This window comes from Bradyrhizobium sp. 195, assembly GCF_023101665.1.
GTDB lineage: Bacteria > Pseudomonadota > Alphaproteobacteria > Rhizobiales > Xanthobacteraceae > Bradyrhizobium.
Map to the genome: position 1 here is coordinate 100115 of NZ_CP082162.1, position 23273 is coordinate 123387.

Below are 23273 nucleotides of genomic sequence, written 5' to 3' on the forward strand. Positions count from 1 at the left end.
CACTCCTTGACGTTCGTCGCATGGTGAAGTGCAGTTCTCCGTCGCAAAGCGGCGCCATGTCGCATGCCCGCAATGGGTCAAACTGCGACTTCAACCCTGTTTCACGGAAGGTCCGGTCTACGGGATATCGGACTCTGCGGTGGTTCGGGCGAAGGTCAGCAGCGGGCCAGAAGCGGAAGTCGGTACGCGGCGGACTTTTGTCATAGCGAGGGATTCTGATGCAGATAGGTCGGATCGAACTGACCCAACTCCTCCAGCCTGGTCTTTTCAAGCAGGTGGTAGTTTTTCCGCTCGGTCGCGACGAAACCTTCGTGCCTAAGCTGCTGCAGGGTTCGGTTGGCGTGGACGATCGATAGCCCAAGGCAATCCGCCAGTTCGACCTGCGTGATCGGTAGCTCGAATGAGCCGTTTGCCGTCCGCCCGATCATTTCAAGCCGTGCGTGGATCTCTGAAAGCAGGTGCGCCATACGAGGAAGCGCGGGCCTGCACCCAACGTTGGCTATCCATTCGCGGAAAATTGCCCCATCGATCAAGGTCTCACGCCAGAGCGCTGCTGATACATTTGCGCGCTGTCGGATCAACTCGCGAAGTGCATCGTGCTGGATGAAGCCGAGGGTGCAATCCGAGAGAGTAGTTAGATCATGATCCATGACGTGCAGGTGCAGGCTCTGAAGGTCAGGAATGTCCCCCGGGATTTGAATCGAGAGAATCTGCCGTACTCCGTCAGGCGTGAGCTTGGACCGGAACGCGAATCCTTCAATAATCAGGCAGGATTCGGAAGGTCGTTCACCCTCGCGCACGAAATAATGATGAGCTGCAATGCGTTTGATTTTGATAGGCAATCGCTCGATTGCAAGAACATCGTCTTGATCGAGCCGACTGTTCTTCTTGAGTTTTAGGACGAGCGCATCCGTTGACGCACCTGGCATCGCACACCTCTAATTACTTTTGTCCGAGGAAGTTTGAGCCGGAATGGAATTGCCGCTCTAGCCGCGAAAGCGAGTAGCAGCCAGCAGCGCCCAAGGGACACAGCCGCTGATCGGGACAATCGTAAGTTAGGGCACAAGTTCCTACCATTTTAATTAACTGCCGGAACCACCTGTTCGATCTCAAAAATCAGCACGACCCGCAGTACTGGGCCGAAATCATCTCGAACCTCGATGGCGAGCGTGCGCAGGACCGAACCCGGCAGCACGTCTTTGGCGAAGTCTGCCATTGCTCTTGAAGCTTCGTGCTTTACTTCGTCGATGGTCGCAAACTGTGCCCCGATGTCGTCGGGTACAAAAATGTTATTGTCGCGGGTATCGAAGAAGTAATGAGGCATGGATGGAAACCTGTTGCAACGGCTGGCGTTCCTAGCATTCTTTAGATGCTCAAGGTGGGTGAGGTATTCGTCTCGCCCGGTTCCTTCTGGGACAACTGTCCCTCATAAGCCACTAAGCTGCGCTCGCTTACGGGCTTTGCGGCCTCAGATTCGGCGCCCAAGGAAAAGCACCGCGAGAAGCGTTGGCAAAAAGCAACGCTAGCCAAGATCAGCAAAACAACAATAGAGGCGAAGTGCCAATCTATGTCGCCGCGTCCGGCCCGCATTGTGCTCTCCCGCGCCAATCGCGCGCCTCAAAGACTAGAGCGGTCCGCCTTCTTATCTCGTCCTCGATTTCTTCAAGCAAGTTGAGGAGCTTGGGACCGTCCATTTCCTCACGCGCGGCCCGCTTGTAGCGCTCCACGATCTTCAGCTCGGTCGCCGAAATAAGTCCGGCCCCGTTTTCCATCGCCGTCTCCATCCATAGGGTTGGGGGCCACAATCGTTGACCGAGAGCCGAGATGCTCCAGCCTTCAAGGCTCGGGTGCTGGCGCGTTGAGTTCGAGCCGTTCCGCTCTGGCCCGGTACTCCTCCGCTAGCTCGTGTAGGGCAGATTTTGTCTGAGGTTCGGTTGTTTGCGCGCGATTCTCTGTCATGACCGCCCAATTAACCAGTCACGCCAGAGCAGCGCACTAACCTAGGCTAAAGGCCGTCAATTTCCTTTAAGAAACGGCTTCTGCTTCTCCCGATCGGTGTTGCCGCAGCCACTTCAACAGTAGCCGACACGGTCATGATCGGGACCTCTTCCGTTCGTACGAGCACGGACAGCTTCTCGGTTAAGCTTGAAGGACTGTGGTCTCGTATCCCCTCGGCCAAGTATCTCATCGCAGCGTCCCGCGCGGCCGCAAAATTCGGAAGCTCTTCGCCCTGATCGTCAAGGATGGCGCCGGCCGAGTCCTGATAGTCGAAGTAAAAACGCATGTGGCCGACACGGTCTTGGTTGGGGCGTTCCTATCCGAGCGAGCCGGCGCCGAGCGTTTAGCTTTACTTACTCAAAATGAGCAGTCGCCTAATCCGCGTCCGTCCCACGCCCTTGCGTGCGTTTCTCGGGCAGTTTGCGTTCAACGCCGTCCGCGCCGACACGCTTCCACTGCGACATGTGTCGCAGTGGCTTCGACATTCTTACGGGCGCGGTTTACGGTGCGGTCGGCGACGCTGAGTTCTTTGGCGATGACGCGATCTGACTTTTCCGGGCGGGGCTGCATCTCTTCCATCGTCCAATGGAGGCGCTGGAGCCACCATTGGCTCTCTACGATACATGAGCGGTTCTGCCGACCAAGCCTGCGGCTCTCGGCAATGGCGTCATCGGATCGTTTCAGAAGGTCGCTTTCGGTCTCGCTCACGCGGCGAAGCTAACCGCTGGTAGCCTGGCCGTCACGTTACAAGTCGCTCCGCTCTCAGCGCTTAGTCCACTCCCTTCGAGGAAGTGCAACGTGGGAGCCTCAAAGTCAGCTAACGGTCAAAATGCGAAGAACTCGACGTGAGCAAATCTGGTCCGCCTCCGGGCCACATCCGGACTCGCAGCGCAGCATGATTCGGCGCCGGTTGTTCCAGTGCCGTATGGTTCAGGTATCTCGCGCCCTCATTCCGTAAAGGCGGTGCTCCGACGGGGCGAAGGCCAACTGAGGCGGCCTCGCCCTTTTAAGGCGACTTGAGGCCGTTCATCACCGCCATTCGGCCGATCATTTCGGTGGATGCGAGTTGCCGTGTGGTTGATTGGGCGTACTCTCCATCGTCACCATTACCTCGAACCGGGAAAACATGGCCACCCGTTGAGGATCGGCCTTGCTCTCCGCCGCCGCGAGATCGCGCTCCAATGAAATCGCTTCCTGCTGCGGAACTCCGGCTTGCCTCAGCGCTTCACGCGATCTGATGCCGTCACCGGCGCACAGCACGATCACCCAGGACGCTTGTTTGCGGCGAAGGAGAGCCCGGCCGCCCATTTCGCCCTGCGTCCAGTCGGCAATGGCAAAACCATCGCCGACCACGATTGGAGATACCGTGAGGACAGCGTCTGGCTTGTCGAACATGCCATGCAGCAGTCCTTCGATTTCGGCCTCTGCTCCCGCTTCCGCCGCCAGCACTGCAGCGCTGGCCAGCAGAACGAACGCAAGCGAAAAGGCACGAAGGCTCGCCGTGATCAATCCTCTGCTGGAAAAGAACACCGAAATGCCGCGCGGATCTCTCGTGCTCACCATCGATACCTCACGCCGGCGTAGACTGCCCTCCCGTTGCCAGGCTCGAACAGAGGTGAGGTCGGTGTTGCCCGGTCAATGATGCTCGCGCTCGCGATATAGGCCTTGTTCGCGATGTTGCGCGCCTCGATGTAGCCCGTGACCGGACCGCCATTGTCGAAGCCGGCCTTGAGGCCCCAAATCGCATAGGCCGAGCTGATCAGCGTGTTGGCGCTGTCGACGAAGTAAGCCTGCGGCACCCATTCCAGATTGGGTCCGAAATAGAGACCGCTCGGGTGCTTGTACAGCAGTTCGGCGCGCACGAAGTGGCGCGGCGCGCCTGGTAGCTGATTATTGCCGAACACCGGATCGTTGTCGAAGCGGAAGTCGTTAAGTGTGTAGGCGACATTGAGCCAGATCTTGTCGGGCGCCGGTCCGCTCACGAAGACGTCGCGAAAGATTGCGGCGCCTGCGCCGGCCTCTACGCCCTGATGGATGGTCTTGTTGGCGTTGGTGACATTGCAGTTGCCGAATGCGCTGTAGAGGCACAGCAGCTCATCGTCGATGTTCGAGCGATAAAAGGCAATCTCCCACGCGTAATCGGGCCGCTTCATACGGGTTCCGATTTCGTAAGTCGTGGCGGTTTGCGGCTTGATTGAGAAGAACGGAATGGTGGGCAAGGTCGGATTCAGGAAGTTCGGGCTCACGCTCTCGCCAAAGCTAGGCACTTCAGCGCTCCGCGAGATGTTGCCAAACACCTGCCAGGTTGGATCGACCTGCCACAACAGGCCAACCTTGGGGCTCCACAGGCTAAAGGTGCTCCGACCGTTGACGTCGCCATTGGTCGAAAAGTTCACTTGCTGATCGCGCACCGCGAACAGATATTGCGTGCCCGCCACGAATGCGACGTTTGGTACGAAGTAGAACGAGTTCTCCGCATAGGCGGAGTAATTTTGCGGCTTCTGCAACAATGATGAGGTCGGCGTCCCCTTGAAGCCGCCCACATTGACGAATTGCTGCGCATCAATGGTGCCGTTCAGGATGTTGAAACCGGCCACGAATCTATTGCGGAATCCACCGATGAAGCGATCGTCTGTGACCTTTGCGAAGCCGCCGTAGTCTTTGTACCGGTAGTCGAGCCATTGAAAGATCGGATGCATCAAGTGCCGATCGACCCCGAACGCCCCGAGCTCAACCTGGGTATCTTCGAAGCGAATGGTCGTCTTGTTTGCTATCCGCACGGTGTCGATATTGCGCTGCCAGTCATTAGCGACGTTGATCGGAGCCGCCGAGGTCGGCGAGGTCAGCGCTGTGGTTCTGTCCACGCTGCCCGGAATGCGCTGGCGTACCTCGTTGGCGTTGAAATAGAACCGCGTTTCGACGTCCGGCGATATCTGATAACCGATATTGCCGTTGATGCGGTTGCTCGATCCGAAGCTATGATCCCGAAAGCCGTCGGATGCCTGGGTCGAGGCAGTGACAAAGCCATCCCATGGGCCGTTCGCACCGCCGGCATTGGCTTGCAGTCGCTTGAAGCCGAAGGCACCAAGATCGAAGGACACTCCGTTTGGACGCGGATCGCGACCAGTCGGGATGACGAAATTGATGGCACCACCCAGGGAATTAGCCCCGTATTGCAGCGCGTTGCCGCCCTTTTGGACAGCTACATATTTGTAGGCCGTCGGATCGATCTCCTGAAAATCACCGTAGCCATCTGCCGTGTTGATGGGAATGCCGTCCATGTAGAGCTGGACGCCACGCAGATGAAAATTGCGCGACAGTCCGGAGCCGCGGATCGACAGGCGGGTGTCGTCACCCCATTTCGGCTGGGCGAATACGCCCGGGACGTAGTCCAAAATGTCCTTGATCGTGTTCGAGACCGTCGAGTTTCTGTAGGCCTCGGCGGGCACGATCGCCACGCCGCCTGGTGTGTTGTTGATCTCTTTAAGGGCCTGCTGTGCTGAGAGGACGCCGAGCGCTACGCGCGATGCGCCAATCTGGTCGCCCGCCGATTGGACTGGTGCCTCTGGCGTTCGTCTGGCACGCGCAATGCGCGGTGAACGGACCGCGACCCGGGATGGACGGCTAGTCGCATCCCGCTTTTGCTGAGGTGCTTCCACGGTCACGGGCGGCAACTGCTTCTGCCCGTTTGATTGCGCGTTTACAGGTGAAGAAAGGATGGCGCTGGCGAGCGCACAGGCTCGTAGCCACCCGAGAGCGGATGACATGGTATCAAAACTCCCAATTGAACTGACGACTATTGGCGCTGTGGCGCTGCTGTCACGTCAAGAAAGGAGGTCCGCGGGATTGGTGATCGTGCGAGCGAAATGGCGCAACAAACCGTGCTTCGAAAGCAAAGGCGATGACCACCTCAACATATTGACGATCGAGGAGGTCAGCTTGTGGCGGCGGAACCGAGGTCGGAGTGTGATGTCCGACGCATAACGGACAGTGTATCGCGCGCTTCTTGTCGCTTTTGTCTGCGTCAGTCCGGACGGTACCCGAATTGCCAATGCCGCTACACAATTCGTGAGCCGCCGCGGCAGCAGCCGGTGAAACGCCTGCAACCAGGATACTGGAGAGGATGAGATTGAAAACGAGTGCGTAGGCCGCAATGAATGCGGCCCCGCAGCCGATCCGCCGCTTGAAAACGAACCTCGTCATTCGCCTGATCCCGTAGCAGGGCTACCACAGCGCAGGGGCGAGTCAAATGCGCGAGGAGTCGCATTCGGCTGATCGTTTGCCTGGTGTTGCCGCGCTACCACTAACCCAGGGCTTCGCGTTGCACACGCCACGCTGCCGCGGGGCCGGAACGAGCCGCGATTGAGCCCCAAGCGGTTCGCGTGACATTTGCTGGCACTAGCTTACCTCAGTGTAGCCGTCCGGCACTTCCGCCTTGGGTCAACATGCGAAGAACTCACGGTGAGCAAATCTAGTCCGCTTCGCCCCAACCAGCGGACGGAAACGAGCCGCACCGTTACTTCGCAAATGGGCCATGTGTGGACGGCTCCGGGTTGGCAAGAAGAATCTTCACGCTGCAGGGATTGGTCGGAGCAGCCATGTGTTCGGCCTTTTCGCGCGGTATACGTGACCGCTGGCCATAATGCCCTCCGCGGATCAGGTCCCGGTCAAAAGCACGCATTCGAGATGCCATGGCCCATGTGGGTTGTCCTGATCGCCGGATCGACCGGCACTGCATTACGTGCTGTTCGTCCTCCCAACCGTTACGTCACGTCGGATATGCCCGACGCGATCTCGTTTAGGCCGCCAGCGCGGCCGGTTCCTGATAGCGTTCGTTCCTGGCCATCATCGCCCAAGCAATCCGGGCGAGTTTGTTGGCTAACGCGATCGCCGCGACCTTGGCGGGCCGCCGGGCCAACAATCGTGTGAGCCAGGGTCGATGATCGGGGCCGTGAATCTTGGCGTAGCGGATCACCGCGAGTGCGCCAGCCGTGAACAGGCTACGCAAATAGCGATCGCCTTGCTTGGTAATGCTGCCAAGCCTGTCTTTGCCCCCGCTCGAGCTCTGCTTTGGCACGAGACCGACCCAAGCCGAGAAGTCTCGCCCGGATCGGAAGGCTTTAGGATCGGCAATGCTGGCGACCAGCGCTGTTGCCAGCGCCGGACCGACGCCGGGAATAACATCAAGCCGCTGGCTCGTCGCGTTTGATCGATGCCAGGCTATGATGCGTCGGTCGAACTCAAGGATGCGAGCCTTTAGAGCGCACAGTTGTTCGCCGAGAGCGGCTAGGCACATCCGGGCGACCTCCGGGATCCGGTCTTCGGCTTTATCGGCGACGACTTCCAGTAGTTGCTCGACACCTCTGCGTCCGACGGGAGCGACGATACCGAACTCGGCAAGATAGGCGCGGATTGAATTGATGACCGAAGTCTGCTGCCGGATAAAAAGATGGCGCGCTCGATGAAGCATTAGGCAACTCTGTTGCTCGATTGTCTTGGTCGGCACAAACCGCATATTGGGTCTCGTGACCGCCTCGCAAATCGCCTCTGCATCGGCCGTATCGTTCTTCTGCCGCTTGACGTAGGGCTTCACGTAACCCGGAGGCATCAACCGCACTGTATGCCCCAACGCCTGCAGTTCGCGGGACCAATAATGGGATGACGCGCAAGCTTCGATTCCCACCAAGCACGGCGGCAGCTTCTCAAAGAAGGAATGCACAAAACGGCGTTTTAACTGCCGGCGCATCACCACCTGACCGGCTCCATCGACGCCGTGCACCTGGAAGACCGACTTTGCGATATCCAGACCAATCGTCGAAATTGACTGCATAGGCTGCTCCTCCGAATCGTGGGAGCTTTAAACGGCGCCCACTCCTTGGCACTCTCGTGCCCGTGGAGGAGCCGTCCACAGCATCAAAAGCCGAAGATCGGCGGGATGCACCAAAAAGGTCGGCCATTGGCCAGATGGCCTTCTGTTATTTTTTCTTTGACGGCCCGAAATCCGGCTGCCAAGCGGACGCCTTGCGGCTCGGCGCCGCAGCGATCACCTTCGCGTTCTCCTTTTTCCGTTTCTCGGCCTCGCGATTGCCGCGTTGCTGTCCCTTGGCCATGTTGGTCTCTTTTTGAGGTTTGTCTTGAGTTTGAGTTCATCCAGTTCGTCCGATTGCAGCACGCGCCCGCGCGGCGTGCAGACGCGCACGTCCATGTAGCCGTCGCCCAGCAGCTTTCGCGCCAGCCGCAGCGCGAGGGTTGCGCTGCCGCGGCCGTGATTGGCGCAGCCGTATTCGTTCGCTCCGGTGACGAGGTAGGGCACGCGGATCGGCCTAGCCATGGAAGAGCGCCGCCGCGGCGACAAGCAGCAGAAGGAACAGGGGAACGATGACGGGCGGAACGATCCATTCCGAGGCACGAAAACGCGGCATCGCATGCTCCTGCACGAGCACGACGAAGTCGTGCTTCAGTGACTGGTTTCTCGGCGGGAGCGCACGTGACCCTCAGTCACCGGTCGATGCCGTAGCGGAACATGCGGTGATGGGAATGACCCTACGCCTGCATCACGCCGATAGCGAGGACTAAAACGCCGCGCGCCCGGTGGCCTCGAGAGTGCTGGCTATTGGCCCGTTCAGAGCGCATGGTCGTGATCGCCGGTGTCGGTTGGGGCGGCTATCGCAGGAAGGCAGGCGCGCATGACCACCCGTTCGCGGCGGGAAACCGTCACATTCAAGAATCCGTTCCACATCCGCGGCGTCGCGCGGGAATTGCCGGCGGGCCCCTATGAGGTCGTCACCGACGAAGAGATGATCGATGGGTTGTCGTTTGCGGTTTGGCGCCGTGTCGCCACCATGATTACGGTGCCGTCCGAAGCGGTGCAGGGCGCGACAGAGGTGCGCTCGATTGGTTCGGTCGACCTCGCGGACGCTCAACGCGCCGATGTGAAGCGCCGATGACCGACATCCCAGTCGAGCTCGACAAGCACCGCGGCATGGCCGCGCAGAAGGCCACCGACCTGCGCCGCGCGCTGGCCGAGGTCGAGAACAATGTCAGGGAGCTGCGCGAACGCGAGTCCGATCTCGAAAACCGCCTGATGACGGTGCCCGCCACCTCATGGCCTGAGGCGGCGGTGAAGGCGCGCTATCTGCTCAACCTTTATCTGGCGACCCTCCCCGCCGAGGACACGCGCCACCGCGCCCTAGTATCTGCGCTGTTTGATGATTTCCTCCGGCTCGGCGGAGAGGGTTGTGGCGACTAATGCGTATTGGAGCAGGCTATGACATTGACCAGCGGCCGCTTTATCGGTCACGAGTATGACCGGATGATCGTACGGTTCTCGATGCACGACGGTGCCAAGGAGATTCCTTGCGCGATAACCACCTCTGCGATGGACTATCTTGAGCGCGGCCCGCAAGTCCGGCCCGAGCAGCGGGAAGCCCAGTTCATCCGCCTGCGGGACCGCATTGAAGCAAGCACGGCAATTAAATATCGCGCGACGGAGTTCGAAGGCACCCCGCCCGGCATCGTGCTGCGAGGCATCGATTTTAGGACTTAGGGGGCAACAGGGCGCACTTAGGTATGCGGGCTGCCTTGCCGCCTAGGGATCGCCTTGTCTCCAGCAATTCGATGGCGCATCGGATCATCGCCAAGCTAAGGCCGTCCATCCCAGGTGATATCAACACGCGAAGATTTTCAATCTCGTTGTCTATCTGAGCGCACTTATTGCACATGTGCATCCCGCCGCTTCGAGCGGGAGCAACAAGCTCTCGGTCACCGATAGTGCCCAGGGATTCGGAAAGGTGATTAAGCTCAAAGCCGATCTTCGAGCGGCGTTCCTGGAAATATGTAAAAACTACCATCGGCTGCTGGATGACCCATCCAATGGCTTACTAGCTCAAAGCAAAAACGCCGCCCGCTTAAATCATGCGCAGGCGGCGGCTTACCAGCCCCGGGAGGGTGAGAGTAAAATCCGGATAAAGGTTTGTCTCCACTTGGCATGCTGAAGTTCAACACGTCGGACAAGAACAAGACCAAAAATCAAGATGGCGGTTGTAGGCCCGGCGGGGACAGCCAATTGTTAATCTCCCCGGCGACATCGATCTGCCGGGCCTTTCGCAGAAGTTCCGAACGACGGATGCCTGCGGGCATTCCCTTCGCCTGTAAGCGGAGATTGATCGCGTCTTGCGCCAGGCGGTATTCGAAGGTCAGGGATTGTACTGGAGAACGTCTAGCTTGCATGAGTAAGGCTCCGCTGCGGGGTTGAGCGGGAGCGCAACTTGCGTTCACACCACCGATAGATGCTAAGGGCCGCTCGGTGGTAGTAAGACAGTGCGCCTCTATGTGCCGAATGGCGAGCGCTTTGTTCGGATCCTGGACGGGAACTTTTGCGGTTGCTGGGGCTATCGATGAACTGTAGCGATACAGGCCTAAAGCGACTCTCTTGCAATTCTCCGCCGCCGGCACTCGAGCATTTGCGGCTCGCACTTGCATCTTGCGACGCGGGCGTCGAGAGGCAACATGCCGATAAACGTGACTATATATTGATGCAGGAGCTGCAAAAGAGCGCCTTTATTGGCGTTGCTGATCTCTGATCGCCTGGCTGATTGCTCGTTCGGCTGCGCTGACAGCCTCTGCTCGATTGAATGCAATTCCTGTTCGGGGTGAGCGACCTTCTCGCTCAAACGACCACTTCCAACCGGGCGGATTTATCGTCTGGACCACAGTGTATTTGATGCTCTGATGGTCCATGCGCCATCATGACTTTTCGTGCTGAGCAAGCGTCCGCGGCGACAAACCTCGGTCATTCAGCATTGTCTGGAGTCTTCTTCGAACGATCTACTCGGACCTCTTGAATTCCGCCGGCCCGTCAAGCAGGCGCTGCTTTCTGGCCGATTGGTCCTTTGAACTCACGGAACGGTCTGCCTTGCCATCCAAAGCCGTGCCAGCCACGTGAAGGGCTCGCTTCCGTTGGCGGACCACTCGGCGACCTTGAGCATCGTCGTTCGTCATCTTACAGGCTCTCTCAATGGGCGCGCATGTGCCGAAGCGAACCTCAGCAACCGCGGCAGATGTTCTTCAGTTTCGCGGCGGTTCGGGCTTCTTCCGCAAGAAATGGGTCCTTGTCGCCTGACGACGAGCCAATGCCGGCGTCGGTGGTCTTCCTGGTTTTTGGAGGAAATGCCGCATCGTAGCAGGAGAGGCGCGCGCTGGTGCTTTCGATCGCACGGCAGTTCGGCTCCGCGGCAAAAGCTGCTGGCGTGTACATGCCCAGTACCGATGCCAGCAAAAGCGCCGCGGTCCATGTGCCTGTTCGAACCATCCTCATGCTAGACACTCCATCGCTATTTGGTTTTACTCGCCCACGTCGGAGTCTCGCCGGTCCAGGCCGGAAGAGCATCGCATTCGGACCAGCGCGTCCGGCGCTCCTCACCTCCGACCCTCACGAACACAAAGGGCGCATCGTCCCGGCCGGTCTTCGAACCAACGAAGATTGCCGGAACTCCGTAGGCATCCCTGATGATTGCCGTGTTTGCCATTTTGGCTCCCGTTTGGCTTGAATCGGCTCAAGGCTCCCGTTTGCAGCTTTGACGTTAGGGTGATTGAACGCATACCGCTATTAAATGGCCGTCACCGTAATCAGCAGTACGAGGAAGGTCGGTACCAACAAAGGTGATACGAGCCACTCTCGAATGTCGAATTTGTCGGGATTTGACATCTGACCGCCTTCTCTTAGGTTGAGGCGGGAGCGCAACGCTCTCAGTCACCGATAACAGCCACGTAGCGTGCGGTGATACGAACCGTGTAGCAGCCTTCTAACAAATTAGCGAGCTCAATCTCGGCCGCCTCATTCCTAATCGTCCGGTCCGATCGCTGTTTAGGAGCGCGACGTAAGGTCCTACTTCAGACTAGCGGCTTCCTTGATGATGACCGAGATTGAACTGCCCGACTTGCGAACGACGCTTTTAACCTGTCATCCGACAGCTTGAAGCGCCTGCGCGGGATCTTGACCTGCACTCGATCTCGGCGCGGCTTGCGGGTACGGTAGTCAACTCTTTGTCGCTGCTCTTGCGAGTTCAGTTTCAATCCCGGTGGCACAAGCCTTGGCGAACGAATAGTCCATGCTCGTGGATGCCACATTCTTCACGAATTCGCTGACGACGTTCTCTCTGGAGTATGCGCTTGCCGCCCTGAATTTGGTGAGAGCGCCGTCTGCCGCTGTGAATTGAGCGACGCAAAGCGGTACCAGAACGGACATCCGGCCGCTTGTCTCCGCCGTGATGCGCGTGATTCTTGCGCTTTCCCCAGTGACCCAACCGCCCCACATGAATCCAATTCCCACGGTCGCAACCGCGCCGAACGCGATTCCTTGGAGGAAGCGCGTCCGTGCCTCGCCTTGCAAAACTGCAGGAAGTTTCATGAAGGTCGCCTTTCTTGGACGCGCACAGAGATACATCTGCGACACTGACGCGCTGAGATAAACAGAACGTTATGATTGCGCCTTCCGATGGCACGTGAGCTGCTGCTACGACGATTGGCGGCGACTTCGGAAGTCGCTACTTCATGGGCAGCTTCGAGGTGAGCGTTTTGCTGACCTGTGCACGGACGCTATATGGGTAGCTCGATGGTGTAAAAAGCGCTCTGTTCTGCGCCATCCCTACGAACCCTTCTCCGCAGCGTGCAATTCGCGAAGAATAGTCGTGGCCCGCTTGTCGCTCATTCGCGGAATAACATTACGATATTGGCACCTGACATCTCGAGCACTGAAAGCTGCTGGTCTCCGGATCGATGCAGGCAAAGCCGAACGGCACATGATCGGCGCGTGTAGCGGTGTTTCCCCTCACATAGGCGTAGCCATCCGCCTGTGAGAGTCGCGCCACGTCCAGTCTCCCACAACGTGGACACTCAAGATCTACAGTCCATTTGTCGCGCAGGGTCTCGTGCGTGGTCATTCGCGGCTTTTTGGCACGGAACCACGCCACCCCAGCTCATCGGCCTGGCCAGAATCAATGAACTCCTGTGCCTGCGCCTTGGTGGCGAAGCTGATAATTCCATTGCCGACTACACCACCATCGAGGAGTTCGGCCACTGCGTATTCACCTCCAATGGAGGGGCAAGTCGTCCAGCCGATGCGGTTTTTCATTCGCGGAGTATGTGCCGTGGCCGATCAACATACCAGCCCGAACCTCACCACAATCCAAACTGACTCATCGTCGAAGGTTGAGGAATGCTCGGAAGTCGGGTAGCTTGGCATCATCACCGATCCGCTCTGGGCATTCGCGGTGACAGAGAGACGCTACAGCGCTCCCGCCTTATCCGGGAGCAATTGCATGCGTAGGTACTTTTTTGATCAACGCGAAGGTGACGAGATGATCCCCGACGAACAGGGGATAGATCTCGTCTCGATTGAGGCTATGCAGCACGAAGCAACTTTGGCGCTTGCACACTTGGCCAAAGATGAAGTTCGCCTCTGTACAATCGATGCTCCTGCACGCCATCTTGCAATCAACGTGCGTGACGGAGATGGACCGGTCCTACGGGCGACCTTCACCTTCGAGATCAGACGTTTTCAATGAGGCCATATTCGCCGCGCTCGGGCGGGACGTCGGCGACCACCAGGCAGATGAGCGATTGGCGTAAGAATCCAAGCGTCCCGTCAATCTGGTGCTGTCGCATCATCGAGAAGCGAGGCAGGCGATCATTAGCCACGCGAACGAATTAAAGACACATGGCGAGTTCCGCTTCGGGTCAATCGCGTCGGCTGCACCTGAGTTCGGGACTTCCGGTCCACCTCCGGCTCCGGACATGTCGCAGCACTGCGCCAACTGAGCGATGGGGCACCCGCGGGCTAATGCATCGCAGCAAACGCTACCCTATTCGATTACTTCGTCGGCGCGGGCCAGCAGCGTAGCGGAAATGTCGATATCAAGTGCCTTCGCAGTTTTGAGGTTGAGAACGAGTTCATATTTGGTCGGCTGCTCGACTGGGAGATCGGCGGGTTTAGCGCCTTTAAGGATTTTGTCCACATAACTTGCGCTGCGCCGGACGAAGTCAGTGATGTCAGCTCCGTAGGACATAAGCCCACCGACTTCCACAAACTCCTTGCTCATGGAAATCACCGGCAGTTGGAGGTTTGCGGCGAGATCGATGATGCGTCTTCGTTCCGCGAAAAGCATCGTGCTCGGAAGTACGAACAGGGCATCGGTTCGGTTCTTCGCAATCGTCGAAAATGCCTGCTCCAGATCGTCGGGACCCGGAACGGCAACAGGTTGAAGATGCAATCCCAGGGTCTGTGCGGCCGCTTCAGCCTCCTTCATCATTTTGGTCATGGTGTGCTCACTAAATGCGGCTGGCTGCCAGAGCGCCACCACCTCGGAAGCCTTGGGAAGCGCCTCTTTGAGTAAGGCGAGACGCTTAGGGACCAGTTGCGGACCAATGAAGGTCAAGCCCGTGATATTCCCGCCCGGTTTAGCTAGACTCGCGACGAGCCCATCTCCGACTGCGTCGCCCATGATAGGGACAACAATTGGAATTGTAGAGGTTGCGCGCTGGGTAGCCCGACCGGCGACCGAATTCGAAGCCACGATGACGTCAACGTTTAGACCGACAAGTTCGCTTGCTAAAGCCGGAAAGCGCTCGATTTTCGAATCCGCCGCTCGAACCTCAACGAGGACGTTCTGACCATCTATGTAGCCGTGCTCCCGCAATCCCTGCCGAAAGGCACCGAGGGTTGCGCGCGCTTCGAGAGAGTCAATTGACCTCGTCACTATGAAACCGATCCGCGCGACCTGCTTGGGCTGTTGTGCTATCGCCGCAATCGGGCATACCGCAGCGCCCGCAAGCGCCATGATCAAATCACGTCGGCGCATTGTCCTCGACCTACCCAACGCCCAGACCATCCTGGGCGGCCCAGCCTATCACATTGAAGCAGACCACTATGAGCCGCTTTGGCGATAATTGATTACGACGCGACTTCCGCTTCGGGTCAAAATGCGAAGAACTCAACCTTTAGCAAATCTAGGGCGTGGACTCATTAGCGCGCAACCAAATTCGGATTGATGCGAGTTTGACGAACGCCAGATAGTTGACCGCGAGTTTGTCATATCGGGTCGCGACACGCCGACACTGCTTGATCTTGTTGAAGAACCAAGTTGCGCGTGCGATACAAATACGGGCTGAAGCAGATAGGATTTTTGCGATTTCGTTTGGAGGAATGTTCGCCCATGCTCCTTGCTGGCGAGCAAGTTCCCTGATCCAGTCGGCGTCGTAGCCGCGATCCGCGAGCAGCATCGCCTGTGGAGGCAAGGCGTTGAGGAGAACTGAACACAGTCGATTATCATGCGCCTCGCCGGGCGTTAGTGCGAGATGCACCGGCAGGCCATTGGTGTCCACGACCGCGTGAATCTTGCTGGTCAGGCCCCCTCGCGAGCGACCCATATCCTGGTGATCGTTTTTCGAGATGCAGGCTCCGTGCTGGTGGACGCGCACGACTGAGGTATCGATCATCTGCACCGCGGTATCGTGACCGGCAGCAAGCGCGTCCATGATTTGATCCCAGACGCCAGCCTGCCGCCACCGAACGAAGCGATTGTAACAGGTGGTGCGGGGACCATAGGTCGCGGGCAGGTCGCGCCCTGGCGCACCTGACCGCAGGACCCAAAAGATGCCATTGAGCACGCGGCGGTCATTTACCCGCCGAACGCCGCGCGGCTTGTTCGGCAGCATCGGCTTAATGGCGGTCCACTCATAGTCGCTGAGCTCGTAACGCATGATTCGATGCTCCGGTTTCGGAGCTTGGATCACGTCTCGGGCGGCGCCATCAACCCGCCCGGCCTATAGCGAAGGCGCTAATGCTCTGAATTTACTTCCGTTTCGGGTGTATAGCCGACATGGTCGGACTTGCCGCTGGGTCGCTCGTGTAGCACACCAAAACCGGACTTTTCGAACCGACAGAGCCGAGTAGTTTCAGAAAATGCTCATGAAGGCGGATTTCGATCCAGAAACCGTGATGACTTGATCCTGTAAGCCGTTCGTTTTTGCATAGACCGCTAGGGCAATTGCGAGAATAATCATCCAAGCACAATTTTGGGGTGCCTCTTCGTGGGAGATCGACATGACTGTTCGATCCAGAGTGTTGGTGGCCGCCTTAACGGGTTCGATATGCGCACTGACGCCAGCCGTTTCGCAGGCGCAATGGCCGGATGTCCGTGAGGCCAAGGCGATTGCCGAGGAGGGCTTCATCTATGGCCTTCCGATTGTGATGAACTACGCTGTGATGTACGAGTTCGCTATCGACCGAAGCTCAAACCAGTACAAGGCGCCGTTCAATCAGATCTACAATTTCAAGAACGTTGCAACCTATAAAGACACTGCGGTTGTCACACCGAACAGCGATACGCCCTATTCTGTTCTTTGGCTTGATCTTCGCGCTGAACCAATCGTTGTTTCTGTGCCGGCCGTGGAGAAGGCTCGCTACTACACGGTGCAGCTGATCGACGGCAACACGTTCAATTTTGGTTATATTGGCAGCCGCGCGACCGGCAGTGACGCCGGAGATTATATGGTCGTTGGGCCGAACTGGCAGGGAGCCACTCCGCCCGGAATCAAGAAAGTCTTTCAGTCTTCGACACAGTTTACTTTCGCTGCCATTCGCACTCAGCTCTTCAATCCGGAAGACATGCCCAATGTCGCAAAGGTTCAGGCCGGCTATAAAGCGCAGCCGCTATCGGCCTATCTCAAGCAATCCGCGCCGCCCGCGATGCCTGCGATCGACTTTCCCAAAGCCGATGCGGAGCTCGTGAAGAAGAGCTTCTTCGAGTATCTCGACTTCGCGCTCCAGTTTGCGCCAGCAGGACCGGAAGAGCGCACCATTCGAGAGAAGCTCGCGCGCATCGGCGTCGGCGCGGGCAAGACCTTTGACTTCAAGGACCTTCCGCTCACACACAAAGTCGAAATCGGGCTTGGCATGAAGGAAGGCGACGAGAAAGTGGAGAAGTACCTCGAGAGCGGCAGCAAGAACATCAACGGGTGGAAAGTCGAGTCGCTCTTCGGAGACCGGCTGTTCTACAGCGTGACTGGCTGAAGCGGGCCGCCGCTGCCAAAGGCGGCATTTATGGCAATGACGCTGCGGAAGCAGTCTACCGAATGACAAAAACGCTCGCCGATGGCGAAACACTCGATGCTTCAAAGCACAAGTACACAGTCACTTTTCCCGCCGGCCAATATCCGCCGGTCGAGGCGTTCTGGTCGATAACGATGTATGACGGCAAGAGCCAACTGCTGATCGAGAATCCCATCAACCGATACTTGATCAATTCACCGATGCTGCCCGGCCTGAAGAAGAATCCGGACGGCTCTCTGACGCTGCACATCCAGAAGGACTCACCCGGCGCCGACAAGGAATCCAACTGGTTGCCGGCGCCGAATGGCGAAATGTACCTCGTGATGCGGCTGTATTGGCCGAAGACCGAAGCACCATCGATCCTGCCACCGGGCACGGGCACCTGGCAGCCGCCCGGCATCAAGAAGGTTTCATAGATGACACGAACGAATTGAAAGGTCTGGAGTCATGAGAACCGTCACGCGAAGAGGATTTGTCGGTGGAGTTGCTTTGCTCCCGGCACTCCATTTCTCGGCAGCCAACGCCCAGCCCGGCGTCAGTCCGGCGGAAGCCCGCGCCATCGCCAAGGAGGCATATATATACGGCTTCCCGATCGTGGACAATTACCGCGTTCAGCATGCGTATTGGATGGATAAAACGAACCCCGAATACAAAGGTCCTTTTAACGAGATATGGAACAGCGCGCGTCTCTTTTCGCCGGCGGACAAGGCGATTCAGACACCCAACTCGGACACGCTTTACTCCTTTTATCGGCGCGGACCTCCGTTCCGAACCTCTCGTACTCACTGTGCCGGCGATTGAAAAAGAGCGCTATTTCAGCGTCCAGCTCATCGATTACTACACATTTAACTTCGACTACATCGGGACCCGAACGACCGGCAACGGAGGCGGCAGCTTCCTGCTCGCCGGGCCCGGCTGGAAGGGCGAAACGCCCAAGGGCGTCAAGAAAGTCTTTCGCTGCGAGACCGAACTTGCGTTCCCGGGATATCGCACACAGCTTTTCAACCCGGATGACATCGACAATGTGAGGAAGGTCCAGGCGGGCTATAAGGTACAGCCGCTCTCTGCATTTCTCGGCCAGCCTGCACCAAAGGCTGCCCCGGCCATCGATTTCATCAAACCGCTCACGCCCGCAGAAGAGAAGACCTCGCCAGAGTTCTTCAGCATCCTGAACTTCGTCCTGCAGTACTGCCCGACGGTCCCGTCGGAGAAAGCACTCATGGCGCGCTTCGCCAAGATCGGCGTCGGCGCAGGCAAGACCGTACGCATCCGGTGAAGGCCCCTAGCTAGGCCGCTTTCTGGGGGAAGGCTGATCGCGCTTAGGCAGCGTGAGCTATGCTTTGAGGCTGCCAATTCCAAGGCAGCAGTTCGTCAATGCGCTTGGCAGGATGATCCGGCAGGCGCGCCAGCACGTCGGCGAGCCAAGCCTGTGGATCGATGTCATTGAGCTTGGCGGTGGCGATGAGGCTGTAGATGGCAGCCGCACGCCGGCCGCCCTCGTCGGACCCGGCGAAGGTCCAATTTTTTCGCCCCACGGCGACCGCCCGTAGCTCACGCTCGGCAGCATTGTTCGACATGCAAAGCCGTCCGTCATGAAGGAAGCGGCTAAATGCATCCCAGCGGCTGAGGCAATAATTGATCGCTTTGGTCGTGTCGTTGTTCCTGGAGAGCTTGGCGCGCTGCTCGCGTAACCACGCCTCCAGCTCGGCGATCAGGGAGCGGCTACGCTCCTGGCGCACACGCAAACGCTCCTGCGCAGTAAGACCGTTGATCTCGCGCTCGATGGCGAACAGGACATCGATGCGCTTGACTGCCTCGGTCGCGATCGGCGCCTTGCTGAGCCGCGCGAGATCAAAGAACTTGCGCCTGCCGTGCGCCCAGCACGCAGCCTCGATAATTGGGCCGCCCTTACGATTGGCCTCGTAGAGCCTGCCAAAGCCGGCGTAGGCGTCGGCCTGCATCAGTCCGGCATAGCCCGCCAGATGCTGCTCCGGATGCGCGCCGCCACGGTCGGGCGAGTAGAAGAACGCGGCCGCCGGCGGATCTGGGCCAGCAAACGGACGGTCGTCGCGGACGTAGGTCCAGAGCCGGCCGGTCCGGGTCTTGCCCTTGGCCAGGACTGGCACCGTGGTGTCATCGGCGTGGATGCGCTCGGCTGCGAAGACGTGGTTCCGGATCACATCGACCAAAGGCATCAGGGTTGCCGCGGAGGCACCTACCCAGTCCGCGAGCGTCGATACGTCGAGATTAATGCCTTCACGCTGGTAGACGTCGCTCTGACGATGAAGCGGCAGGTGCAGGCCGTACTTGGCGAACAGGACATGGGCCAGCAGCTTGGGCCCTGCACGCCCGCGCGCAATCGAATGCGAGGGAGCCGGCGGCTGAGTGATCGCTTCGCAGGCTCGGCAGACGAGCTTCTCGCGCACGTGCTGGATCACCTTCCATTGGCGCGGAACGAGCTCCAGCGTCTCGGTCACGTCCTCGCCAATCTTGCGCAATCGGCTGTCGCCGCAGCATGGGCAGATGGCAGGCACCGGATAAACAATACGCTGCCGCGGCAAATGCTCCGGCAGCGGCCGGCGGGCTGGCTTGCGACGCTCGAACGATGGCACCGCAATCTTCTCGGCTGCCATCTGCGCTGCGGTCTCAGCTTGCGCCGCGTTCTCCTCCAGGTCAGCCAGCTGCAGCTCGAGCTGGTCCAGCAATGCGCCGCGCTCGGAGGACTGTCCGAACTGCTCGTGCCGCAGCTTCTTGATCGTGAGCTTGAGCTTCTCGATCAGCAAGCTCCCCGCCTGGGCCTCGGCTTCCGCGGCCAACCGGGCCGCTCGCTCGGCGCGCAGCATCGCCTGCAGCGTGGTCACATCGTCGGGAATAGAATCATCCCGTGCCCATCGCCGACCAGAGAATCACAAGACGCGGTCTCTGTCCGAACCGCCGATCCCGCTACCGATTCAAATCCCAGCGATCAGCCGGCCGCCTGCGGTCGCCAGGTATGTTGCGGCATCCGCCAGTCGATGCCCTCAAGCAGGTAGCCAAGCTGGGCTGGTGTGATCGTCACTACGCCATCAGCCGACGACGGCCACAGGAAGTGGCCCCGCTCCAGCCGCTTGGCGTAGAGCGACATGCCGAGCCCATCGTGCCACAGGATCTTGATCAGCTTGCCGCTTTTGCCACGGAACACATAGAGGTCGCCACCGTGCGGGTCTCGCTTGAAGGCTTCCTGCACCAGCAAGCCCAGCGAGTTCATGCCGCGACGCATATCGGTGTGGCCGGTCGCAATCCACACCCGCACGCCCGACGCAATGGGGATCACCGTAGGCGCCCATCTGCCAGCGCCGCCGCGGCGGCCTTCAGCGTCGCCGCGTCGACCGGACCCGTGATCCGCATCCGAGCTCCGGTCGCAAACTCGATCTCGATCGCTCCGCCGCTGCTGGCCGGCGCGACTGGACAAGGCGTCGGCCCTGACTCCGCGACCACCATCGCCGGTACGAAGCCAGGTTGATCGGCGGCGTCCTTCGGCTCCGGCCGAAACGAGCGTCGCCATCGCAGCAGCAGTGAGCGCGAAACGCCATACCGCCGCGCCGTTGCCGCGACTTGGCGCGGCGCCTGTAAGCTCTCCAGGACGATCTTGAGCTTCTCGTCCTCGGACCAGCGCCGTCGCCGGCCCGTGTCCACCACCTCAAGCCGTTCGACTTGGGCACTGCGCCTATCACTGTCCATAAGGACAGTTCTCAACAACACGCCTCATTCGGCAAGGCGGCCTTCACCGGACGGATACGCAAGACCTTTGATGCGAGCAAGCTCTCGCCCGAGATGAAGACGGCCATCGAGCAGGGCGTGGCCGACGCCTGGACTGCCTTCGCTGGTCTGAAGAAGGAATTTGATGAGGGGAAGGTGACTGCGGGCGACGTGTTCGGCACTGCGTACCTAAAGGGAAACTATCTCTACCGCATGGCGGCCGCCGTTCTTGGAATTTACGGCAACTCCAAGCAGGAGGCGATGTATCCGGTTTATTACGTGGACGCGACGAAGCAGAAGCTGGACGGTGCCAACCGCTATTCCTTGCGCTTTGCAACGGGCCCTTGCCACCTGTCAACGCGTTCTGGTCGCTGACCATGTACGAAGAGCCGCAGAGTCTGCTCGTGGCCAATCCGCTCAACCGCTATCTGATCAATTCACCAATGCTGCCGCAGCTCAAGCGCGATGCCGACGGCGGGCTGACGATGATTATCCAAAACGAATCCCCCGGTAAGGAAAAGGAAGCCAACTGGCTGCCCGCGCCAAAGGGGCCATTCTCCATGATCATGCGCCTCTACTGGCCGAAGGAAGCAGCGGTGGAAGGCAAGTGGAAGCAACCGCCACTGCAGCGGGCGGGGTGAAGCACCGGGCCGCATCAATCTCGTAAAACCCATAGGCTCTAGTGCGGTGATCGAGCTATGCTCACGTCCGATCTGGGCCCATCACGCATTTCGCTGCTATGCAGCAACACGTCGGCTATCGGGGCATAGCGGACTCTGGCGTGGCGTCAGCCCAGCAAATTTATGGGTTAACGGCCTAGTCTGCCGCGTCTCGATAAGCGGACCTCAACGAGGTGCGCCGCGACTTCGCTGATGGGCAACAGGCGACACCAAGGATTTGCGACTCGACCCCGCGACCGCGGTCGGACCTCTGGAACTCCCTGGACCTGCGGCTGTTGTAGCGCACAGAGGGCCTCATGCATGGACATGGTCACACGCGTTCGCGGTCCGGATACCATCCCATCGGGCCAAGTTTCTCCGGTGAGCTCACACGACGAGTGGGGCATGCTGGAGGAAGTGATAGTCGGAAGGCTTGAGGGGGCGGTTATCCCGTCCGATCATCCGGTTGTGACCTGCAACATTCCGGGCATGGCGGCGCGTGCCCAGGCGCTGTTCGCAGGCTTCCGTTACCCAAAGATCATGATCGAACCGGCTCAGCGTGAGCTTGATGGCTTTGTGGCGCTGCTACAGTCGCTGGGTATCATCGTAAGGCGGCCGGACGCCGTCGATCACAGGAAACGCTTCAGCACGCCGGAATGGTCCTCGCGCGGCTTCTGCAATTCCTGCCCGCGCGACAGCATGCTCGTGATCGGCGACGAGATCATTGAAACCCCAATGGTTTGGCCCTGTCGGTACTTCGAGACGCATTCCTATCGTCCGATTCTGAAAGACTATTTCCAACGTGGCGCGCGGTGGACGAGCGCGCCCAGACCGCAACTGACGGACGAATTGTTCGACCCAGAATTCCGCGTCCCTAAGAAAGGCGAGCCGATCTCATACATCCTCACCGAATTCGAGCCGGTCTTTGACGCCGCCGACTTCTTTCGCTGCGGGCGCGACCTATTCGTGACCCGCAGCAACGTCACGAATGCATCTGGTATCGAATGGCTGCGTCGCCACCTTGGCGACGGTTATCGCATCCATGAGATTGAGAGCTGCTGTCTCAATCCAATGCACATCGACACCACCATATTGCCGCTTGGGCCCGGCAAGATTCTGATCAATCCCGAATACATAGACGTCGACCACCTTCCGGCCATCTTGAAAGGATGGGACATCCTCGTGGCCCCCGAGCCCGACCCGATAACCGATCCTATGCTCAGGATCACTTCGCTGTGCGGGAAATGGCTCAACATGAACGTACTGATGGTAGATGAGAAACGCGTCATCGTAGATCCACATCATATTGCGATGACGCGTGCGTTGGAGAATTGGGGATTCGAACCGATTCTCTGTGAGTTCTTACACTATGCCGCATTTGGTGGCGGCTTCCACTGCGCCACACTCGACGTCCGACGGCGCGGCACATTGAAGAGCTATTTTGAACCGACTTCCAACACGTCTCGTCGCACCGTTCTGCCTAAGTGGTGAGAGACCGGCTTTATTCGTTACGTCGTGATCGGCAGCGCAGTGCGTCCACGAGGAGCATGCTGCGGTCGCACAGCTTCAGCGCCTCGTCGCTCCAAGAGGGCACCTCATCGAAGGTAACGAGCGACTCCTGCGCATCGCCAACTTCAGCATAGGGAGCCTTAGTCCATCGATGCCTCCCGTATCTTCGTTGAATGGGTGAGGGAGGAGCCTAGCCAGAATTTACGCAAGGCCCTATCATCAAGACTGCCGACCGGAAGGACAATCGGCGGACCGGCCAG

General features: G+C 58.9%; 22 protein-coding genes and 3 pseudogenes. 8 read left to right on the forward strand and 17 right to left on the reverse strand.

Going from position 1 to position 23273, the window contains the following annotated elements; genetic code table 11:
- Positions 1-200: 200 nt before the first annotated feature.
- The 9 genes from IVB26_RS39160 to IVB26_RS39200 form a co-directional block, all read right to left on the reverse strand.
- Positions 201-929, reverse strand: a complete 729-nt coding sequence (locus IVB26_RS39160) for a Crp/Fnr family transcriptional regulator (RefSeq protein WP_247973739.1) — start codon at positions 927-929, stop codon at positions 201-203.
- Positions 930-1078: 149 nt separating this feature from the next.
- The gene (locus IVB26_RS39165) at positions 1079-1324 is read right to left on the reverse strand and encodes a DUF6894 family protein (RefSeq protein WP_247973740.1); all 246 of its coding nucleotides are present in this window, start codon (positions 1322-1324) and stop codon (positions 1079-1081) included.
- 241 nt (positions 1325-1565) lie between these two features.
- Entirely contained in the window at positions 1566-1772 is a 207-nt protein-coding gene (locus IVB26_RS39170; RefSeq protein WP_247973741.1) for a hypothetical protein, read from the reverse strand.
- A 233-nt stretch (positions 1773-2005) separates the two neighbouring features.
- A complete protein-coding gene (locus IVB26_RS39175) occupies positions 2006-2284 on the reverse strand; it encodes a DUF6894 family protein (RefSeq protein ID WP_247973742.1) in 279 nt (92 codons plus the stop codon).
- 761 nt (positions 2285-3045) lie between these two features.
- The gene (locus IVB26_RS39180) at positions 3046-3561 is read right to left on the reverse strand and encodes a copper uptake system-associated protein (RefSeq protein WP_247973743.1); all 516 of its coding nucleotides are present in this window, start codon (positions 3559-3561) and stop codon (positions 3046-3048) included.
- The gene (locus IVB26_RS39185) at positions 3555-5765 is read right to left on the reverse strand and encodes a TonB-dependent receptor family protein (protein WP_247973744.1); all 2211 of its coding nucleotides are present in this window, start codon (positions 5763-5765) and stop codon (positions 3555-3557) included. The genes IVB26_RS39180 and IVB26_RS39185 overlap by 7 nt, the downstream gene beginning before the upstream one ends.
- A 52-nt stretch (positions 5766-5817) precedes the next feature.
- Complete coding sequence (locus tag IVB26_RS39190; RefSeq protein ID WP_247973745.1) at positions 5818-6201, reverse strand: DUF2946 family protein; 384 nt, start codon at positions 6199-6201, stop codon at positions 5818-5820.
- A gap of 595 nt (positions 6202-6796) precedes the next feature.
- Positions 6797-7828, reverse strand: coding sequence for an IS110 family RNA-guided transposase (locus tag IVB26_RS39195; RefSeq protein ID WP_247967704.1), 1032 nt, complete (start codon positions 7826-7828; stop codon positions 6797-6799).
- A gap of 213 nt (positions 7829-8041) precedes the next feature.
- Positions 8042-8329 carry a hypothetical protein gene (locus IVB26_RS39200; RefSeq protein WP_247973746.1) on the reverse strand — a complete coding sequence of 96 codons (288 nt, stop codon included), beginning with the start codon at positions 8327-8329 and terminating at the stop codon, positions 8042-8044.
- Between the two features lie 355 nt (positions 8330-8684).
- Between IVB26_RS39200 and IVB26_RS39205 the strand changes: the two genes are divergently transcribed.
- Genes IVB26_RS39205 through IVB26_RS39215 form a run of 3 tightly spaced genes read left to right on the forward strand, consistent with a single transcriptional unit; the run spans position 8685 to position 9544 of the window.
- Entirely contained in the window at positions 8685-8945 is a 261-nt protein-coding gene (locus IVB26_RS39205; protein WP_247973747.1) for a hypothetical protein, read from the forward strand.
- Positions 8942-9247, forward strand: a complete 306-nt coding sequence (locus IVB26_RS39210; protein ID WP_247973748.1) for a hypothetical protein — start codon at positions 8942-8944, stop codon at positions 9245-9247. Before IVB26_RS39205 ends, IVB26_RS39210 begins: the two co-directional genes overlap by 4 nt.
- Positions 9248-9265: 18 nt before the next feature.
- Complete coding sequence (locus tag IVB26_RS39215; RefSeq protein ID WP_247973749.1) at positions 9266-9544, forward strand: DUF1488 family protein; 279 nt, start codon at positions 9266-9268, stop codon at positions 9542-9544.
- A gap of 1497 nt (positions 9545-11041) precedes the next feature.
- On the opposite strand, the gene IVB26_RS39220 is transcribed toward IVB26_RS39215, so the two are convergent.
- From IVB26_RS39220 to IVB26_RS39230, 3 genes are all read right to left on the reverse strand, one after another.
- Positions 11042-11314, reverse strand: a complete 273-nt coding sequence (locus IVB26_RS39220; RefSeq protein WP_247973750.1) for a type VI secretion protein — start codon at positions 11312-11314, stop codon at positions 11042-11044.
- Positions 11315-12034: 720 nt separating this feature from the next.
- A complete protein-coding gene (locus IVB26_RS39225) occupies positions 12035-12406 on the reverse strand; it encodes a hypothetical protein (protein WP_247973751.1) in 372 nt (123 codons plus the stop codon).
- 528 nt (positions 12407-12934) lie between these two features.
- A complete protein-coding gene (locus tag IVB26_RS39230; protein WP_247973752.1) occupies positions 12935-13129 on the reverse strand; it encodes a hypothetical protein in 195 nt (64 codons plus the stop codon).
- A 187-nt stretch (positions 13130-13316) separates the two neighbouring features.
- On the opposite strand from IVB26_RS39230, the gene IVB26_RS39235 reads away from it, so the two are divergent.
- Positions 13317-13562 (forward strand): DUF6894 family protein, encoded by a 246-nt coding sequence (locus IVB26_RS39235; RefSeq protein ID WP_247973753.1) that lies wholly within the window; start codon positions 13317-13319, stop codon positions 13560-13562.
- Between the two features lie 297 nt (positions 13563-13859).
- On the opposite strand, the gene IVB26_RS39240 is transcribed toward IVB26_RS39235, so the two are convergent.
- Positions 13860-14834 carry an ABC transporter substrate-binding protein gene (locus tag IVB26_RS39240; protein WP_247973754.1) on the reverse strand — a complete coding sequence of 325 codons (975 nt, stop codon included), beginning with the start codon at positions 14832-14834 and terminating at the stop codon, positions 13860-13862.
- A gap of 169 nt (positions 14835-15003) precedes the next feature.
- A complete protein-coding gene (locus tag IVB26_RS39245) occupies positions 15004-15756 on the reverse strand; it encodes an IS5 family transposase (RefSeq protein WP_247973755.1) in 753 nt (250 codons plus the stop codon).
- Between the two features lie 343 nt (positions 15757-16099).
- On the opposite strand from IVB26_RS39245, the pseudogene IVB26_RS39250 reads away from it, so the two are divergent.
- Both IVB26_RS39250 and IVB26_RS39255 read left to right on the forward strand, forming a co-directional pair.
- Positions 16100-17523, forward strand: a pseudogene (locus IVB26_RS39250) (DUF1254 domain-containing protein).
- 31 nt (positions 17524-17554) lie between these two features.
- Positions 17555-18365: pseudogene (locus IVB26_RS39255) on the forward strand (DUF1254 domain-containing protein); the annotation flags it as partial.
- A 61-nt stretch (positions 18366-18426) separates the two neighbouring features.
- Here IVB26_RS39255 and tnpC read toward each other — a convergent pair.
- The 3 genes from tnpC to tnpA form a co-directional block, all read right to left on the reverse strand.
- Positions 18427-19950, reverse strand: coding sequence for an IS66 family transposase (gene tnpC / locus IVB26_RS39260; RefSeq protein ID WP_247973905.1), 1524 nt, complete (start codon positions 19948-19950; stop codon positions 18427-18429).
- Positions 19951-20072: 122 nt separating this feature from the next.
- Complete coding sequence (gene tnpB, locus IVB26_RS39265; protein ID WP_247973716.1) at positions 20073-20420, reverse strand: IS66 family insertion sequence element accessory protein TnpB; 348 nt, start codon at positions 20418-20420, stop codon at positions 20073-20075.
- Positions 20417-20785, reverse strand: coding sequence for an IS66-like element accessory protein TnpA (gene tnpA / locus IVB26_RS39270; protein ID WP_458309393.1), 369 nt, complete (start codon positions 20783-20785; stop codon positions 20417-20419). The genes tnpB and tnpA overlap by 4 nt, the downstream gene beginning before the upstream one ends.
- Positions 20786-20887: 102 nt before the next feature.
- Here tnpA and IVB26_RS39275 point away from each other — a divergent pair.
- Together IVB26_RS39275 and IVB26_RS39280 are read left to right on the forward strand one after the other, a co-directional pair.
- Positions 20888-21486, forward strand: a pseudogene (locus IVB26_RS39275) (DUF1214 domain-containing protein); the annotation flags it as partial.
- Positions 21487-21831: 345 nt separating this feature from the next.
- Positions 21832-22995 carry an amidinotransferase gene (locus tag IVB26_RS39280; RefSeq protein WP_247973906.1) on the forward strand — a complete coding sequence of 388 codons (1164 nt, stop codon included), beginning with the start codon at positions 21832-21834 and terminating at the stop codon, positions 22993-22995.
- The last annotated feature ends 278 nt before the right edge of the window (positions 22996-23273 follow it).

Coding starts and splice junctions, on each gene's coding strand:
- IVB26_RS39160 (WP_247973739.1), bottom strand. CDS start 929: ATGCCAGGTGCGTCAACGGATGCGCTCGTCCTAAAACTCAAGAAGAAC.
- IVB26_RS39225 (WP_247973751.1), bottom strand. CDS start 12,406: ATGAAACTTCCTGCAGTTTTGCAAGGCGAGGCACGGACGCGCTTCCTC.
- IVB26_RS39235 (WP_247973753.1), top strand. CDS start 13,317: ATGCGTAGGTACTTTTTTGATCAACGCGAAGGTGACGAGATGATCCCC.
- IVB26_RS39210 (WP_247973748.1), top strand. CDS start 8,942: ATGACCGACATCCCAGTCGAGCTCGACAAGCACCGCGGCATGGCCGCG.
- IVB26_RS39205 (WP_247973747.1), top strand. CDS start 8,685: ATGACCACCCGTTCGCGGCGGGAAACCGTCACATTCAAGAATCCGTTC.
- IVB26_RS39195 (WP_247967704.1), bottom strand. CDS start 7,828: ATGCAGTCAATTTCGACGATTGGTCTGGATATCGCAAAGTCGGTCTTC.
- IVB26_RS39280 (WP_247973906.1), top strand. CDS start 21,832: ATGGTCACACGCGTTCGCGGTCCGGATACCATCCCATCGGGCCAAGTT.
- IVB26_RS39175 (WP_247973742.1), bottom strand. CDS start 2,284: ATGCGTTTTTACTTCGACTATCAGGACTCGGCCGGCGCCATCCTTGAC.
- IVB26_RS39245 (WP_247973755.1), bottom strand. CDS start 15,756: ATGCGTTACGAGCTCAGCGACTATGAGTGGACCGCCATTAAGCCGATG.
- IVB26_RS39215 (WP_247973749.1), top strand. CDS start 9,266: ATGACATTGACCAGCGGCCGCTTTATCGGTCACGAGTATGACCGGATG.
- IVB26_RS39240 (WP_247973754.1), bottom strand. CDS start 14,834: ATGGCGCTTGCGGGCGCTGCGGTATGCCCGATTGCGGCGATAGCACAA.
- IVB26_RS39170 (WP_247973741.1), bottom strand. CDS start 1,772: ATGGAAAACGGGGCCGGACTTATTTCGGCGACCGAGCTGAAGATCGTG.
- IVB26_RS39220 (WP_247973750.1), bottom strand. CDS start 11,314: ATGAGGATGGTTCGAACAGGCACATGGACCGCGGCGCTTTTGCTGGCA.
- IVB26_RS39200 (WP_247973746.1), bottom strand. CDS start 8,329: ATGGCTAGGCCGATCCGCGTGCCCTACCTCGTCACCGGAGCGAACGAA.
- tnpC (WP_247973905.1), bottom strand. CDS start 19,950: ATGCTGCGCGCCGAGCGAGCGGCCCGGTTGGCCGCGGAAGCCGAGGCC.
- IVB26_RS39180 (WP_247973743.1), bottom strand. CDS start 3,561: ATGGTGAGCACGAGAGATCCGCGCGGCATTTCGGTGTTCTTTTCCAGC.
- IVB26_RS39185 (WP_247973744.1), bottom strand. CDS start 5,765: ATGTCATCCGCTCTCGGGTGGCTACGAGCCTGTGCGCTCGCCAGCGCC.
- IVB26_RS39190 (WP_247973745.1), bottom strand. CDS start 6,201: ATGACGAGGTTCGTTTTCAAGCGGCGGATCGGCTGCGGGGCCGCATTC.
- IVB26_RS39230 (WP_247973752.1), bottom strand. CDS start 13,129: ATGAAAAACCGCATCGGCTGGACGACTTGCCCCTCCATTGGAGGTGAA.
- IVB26_RS39165 (WP_247973740.1), bottom strand. CDS start 1,324: ATGCCTCATTACTTCTTCGATACCCGCGACAATAACATTTTTGTACCC.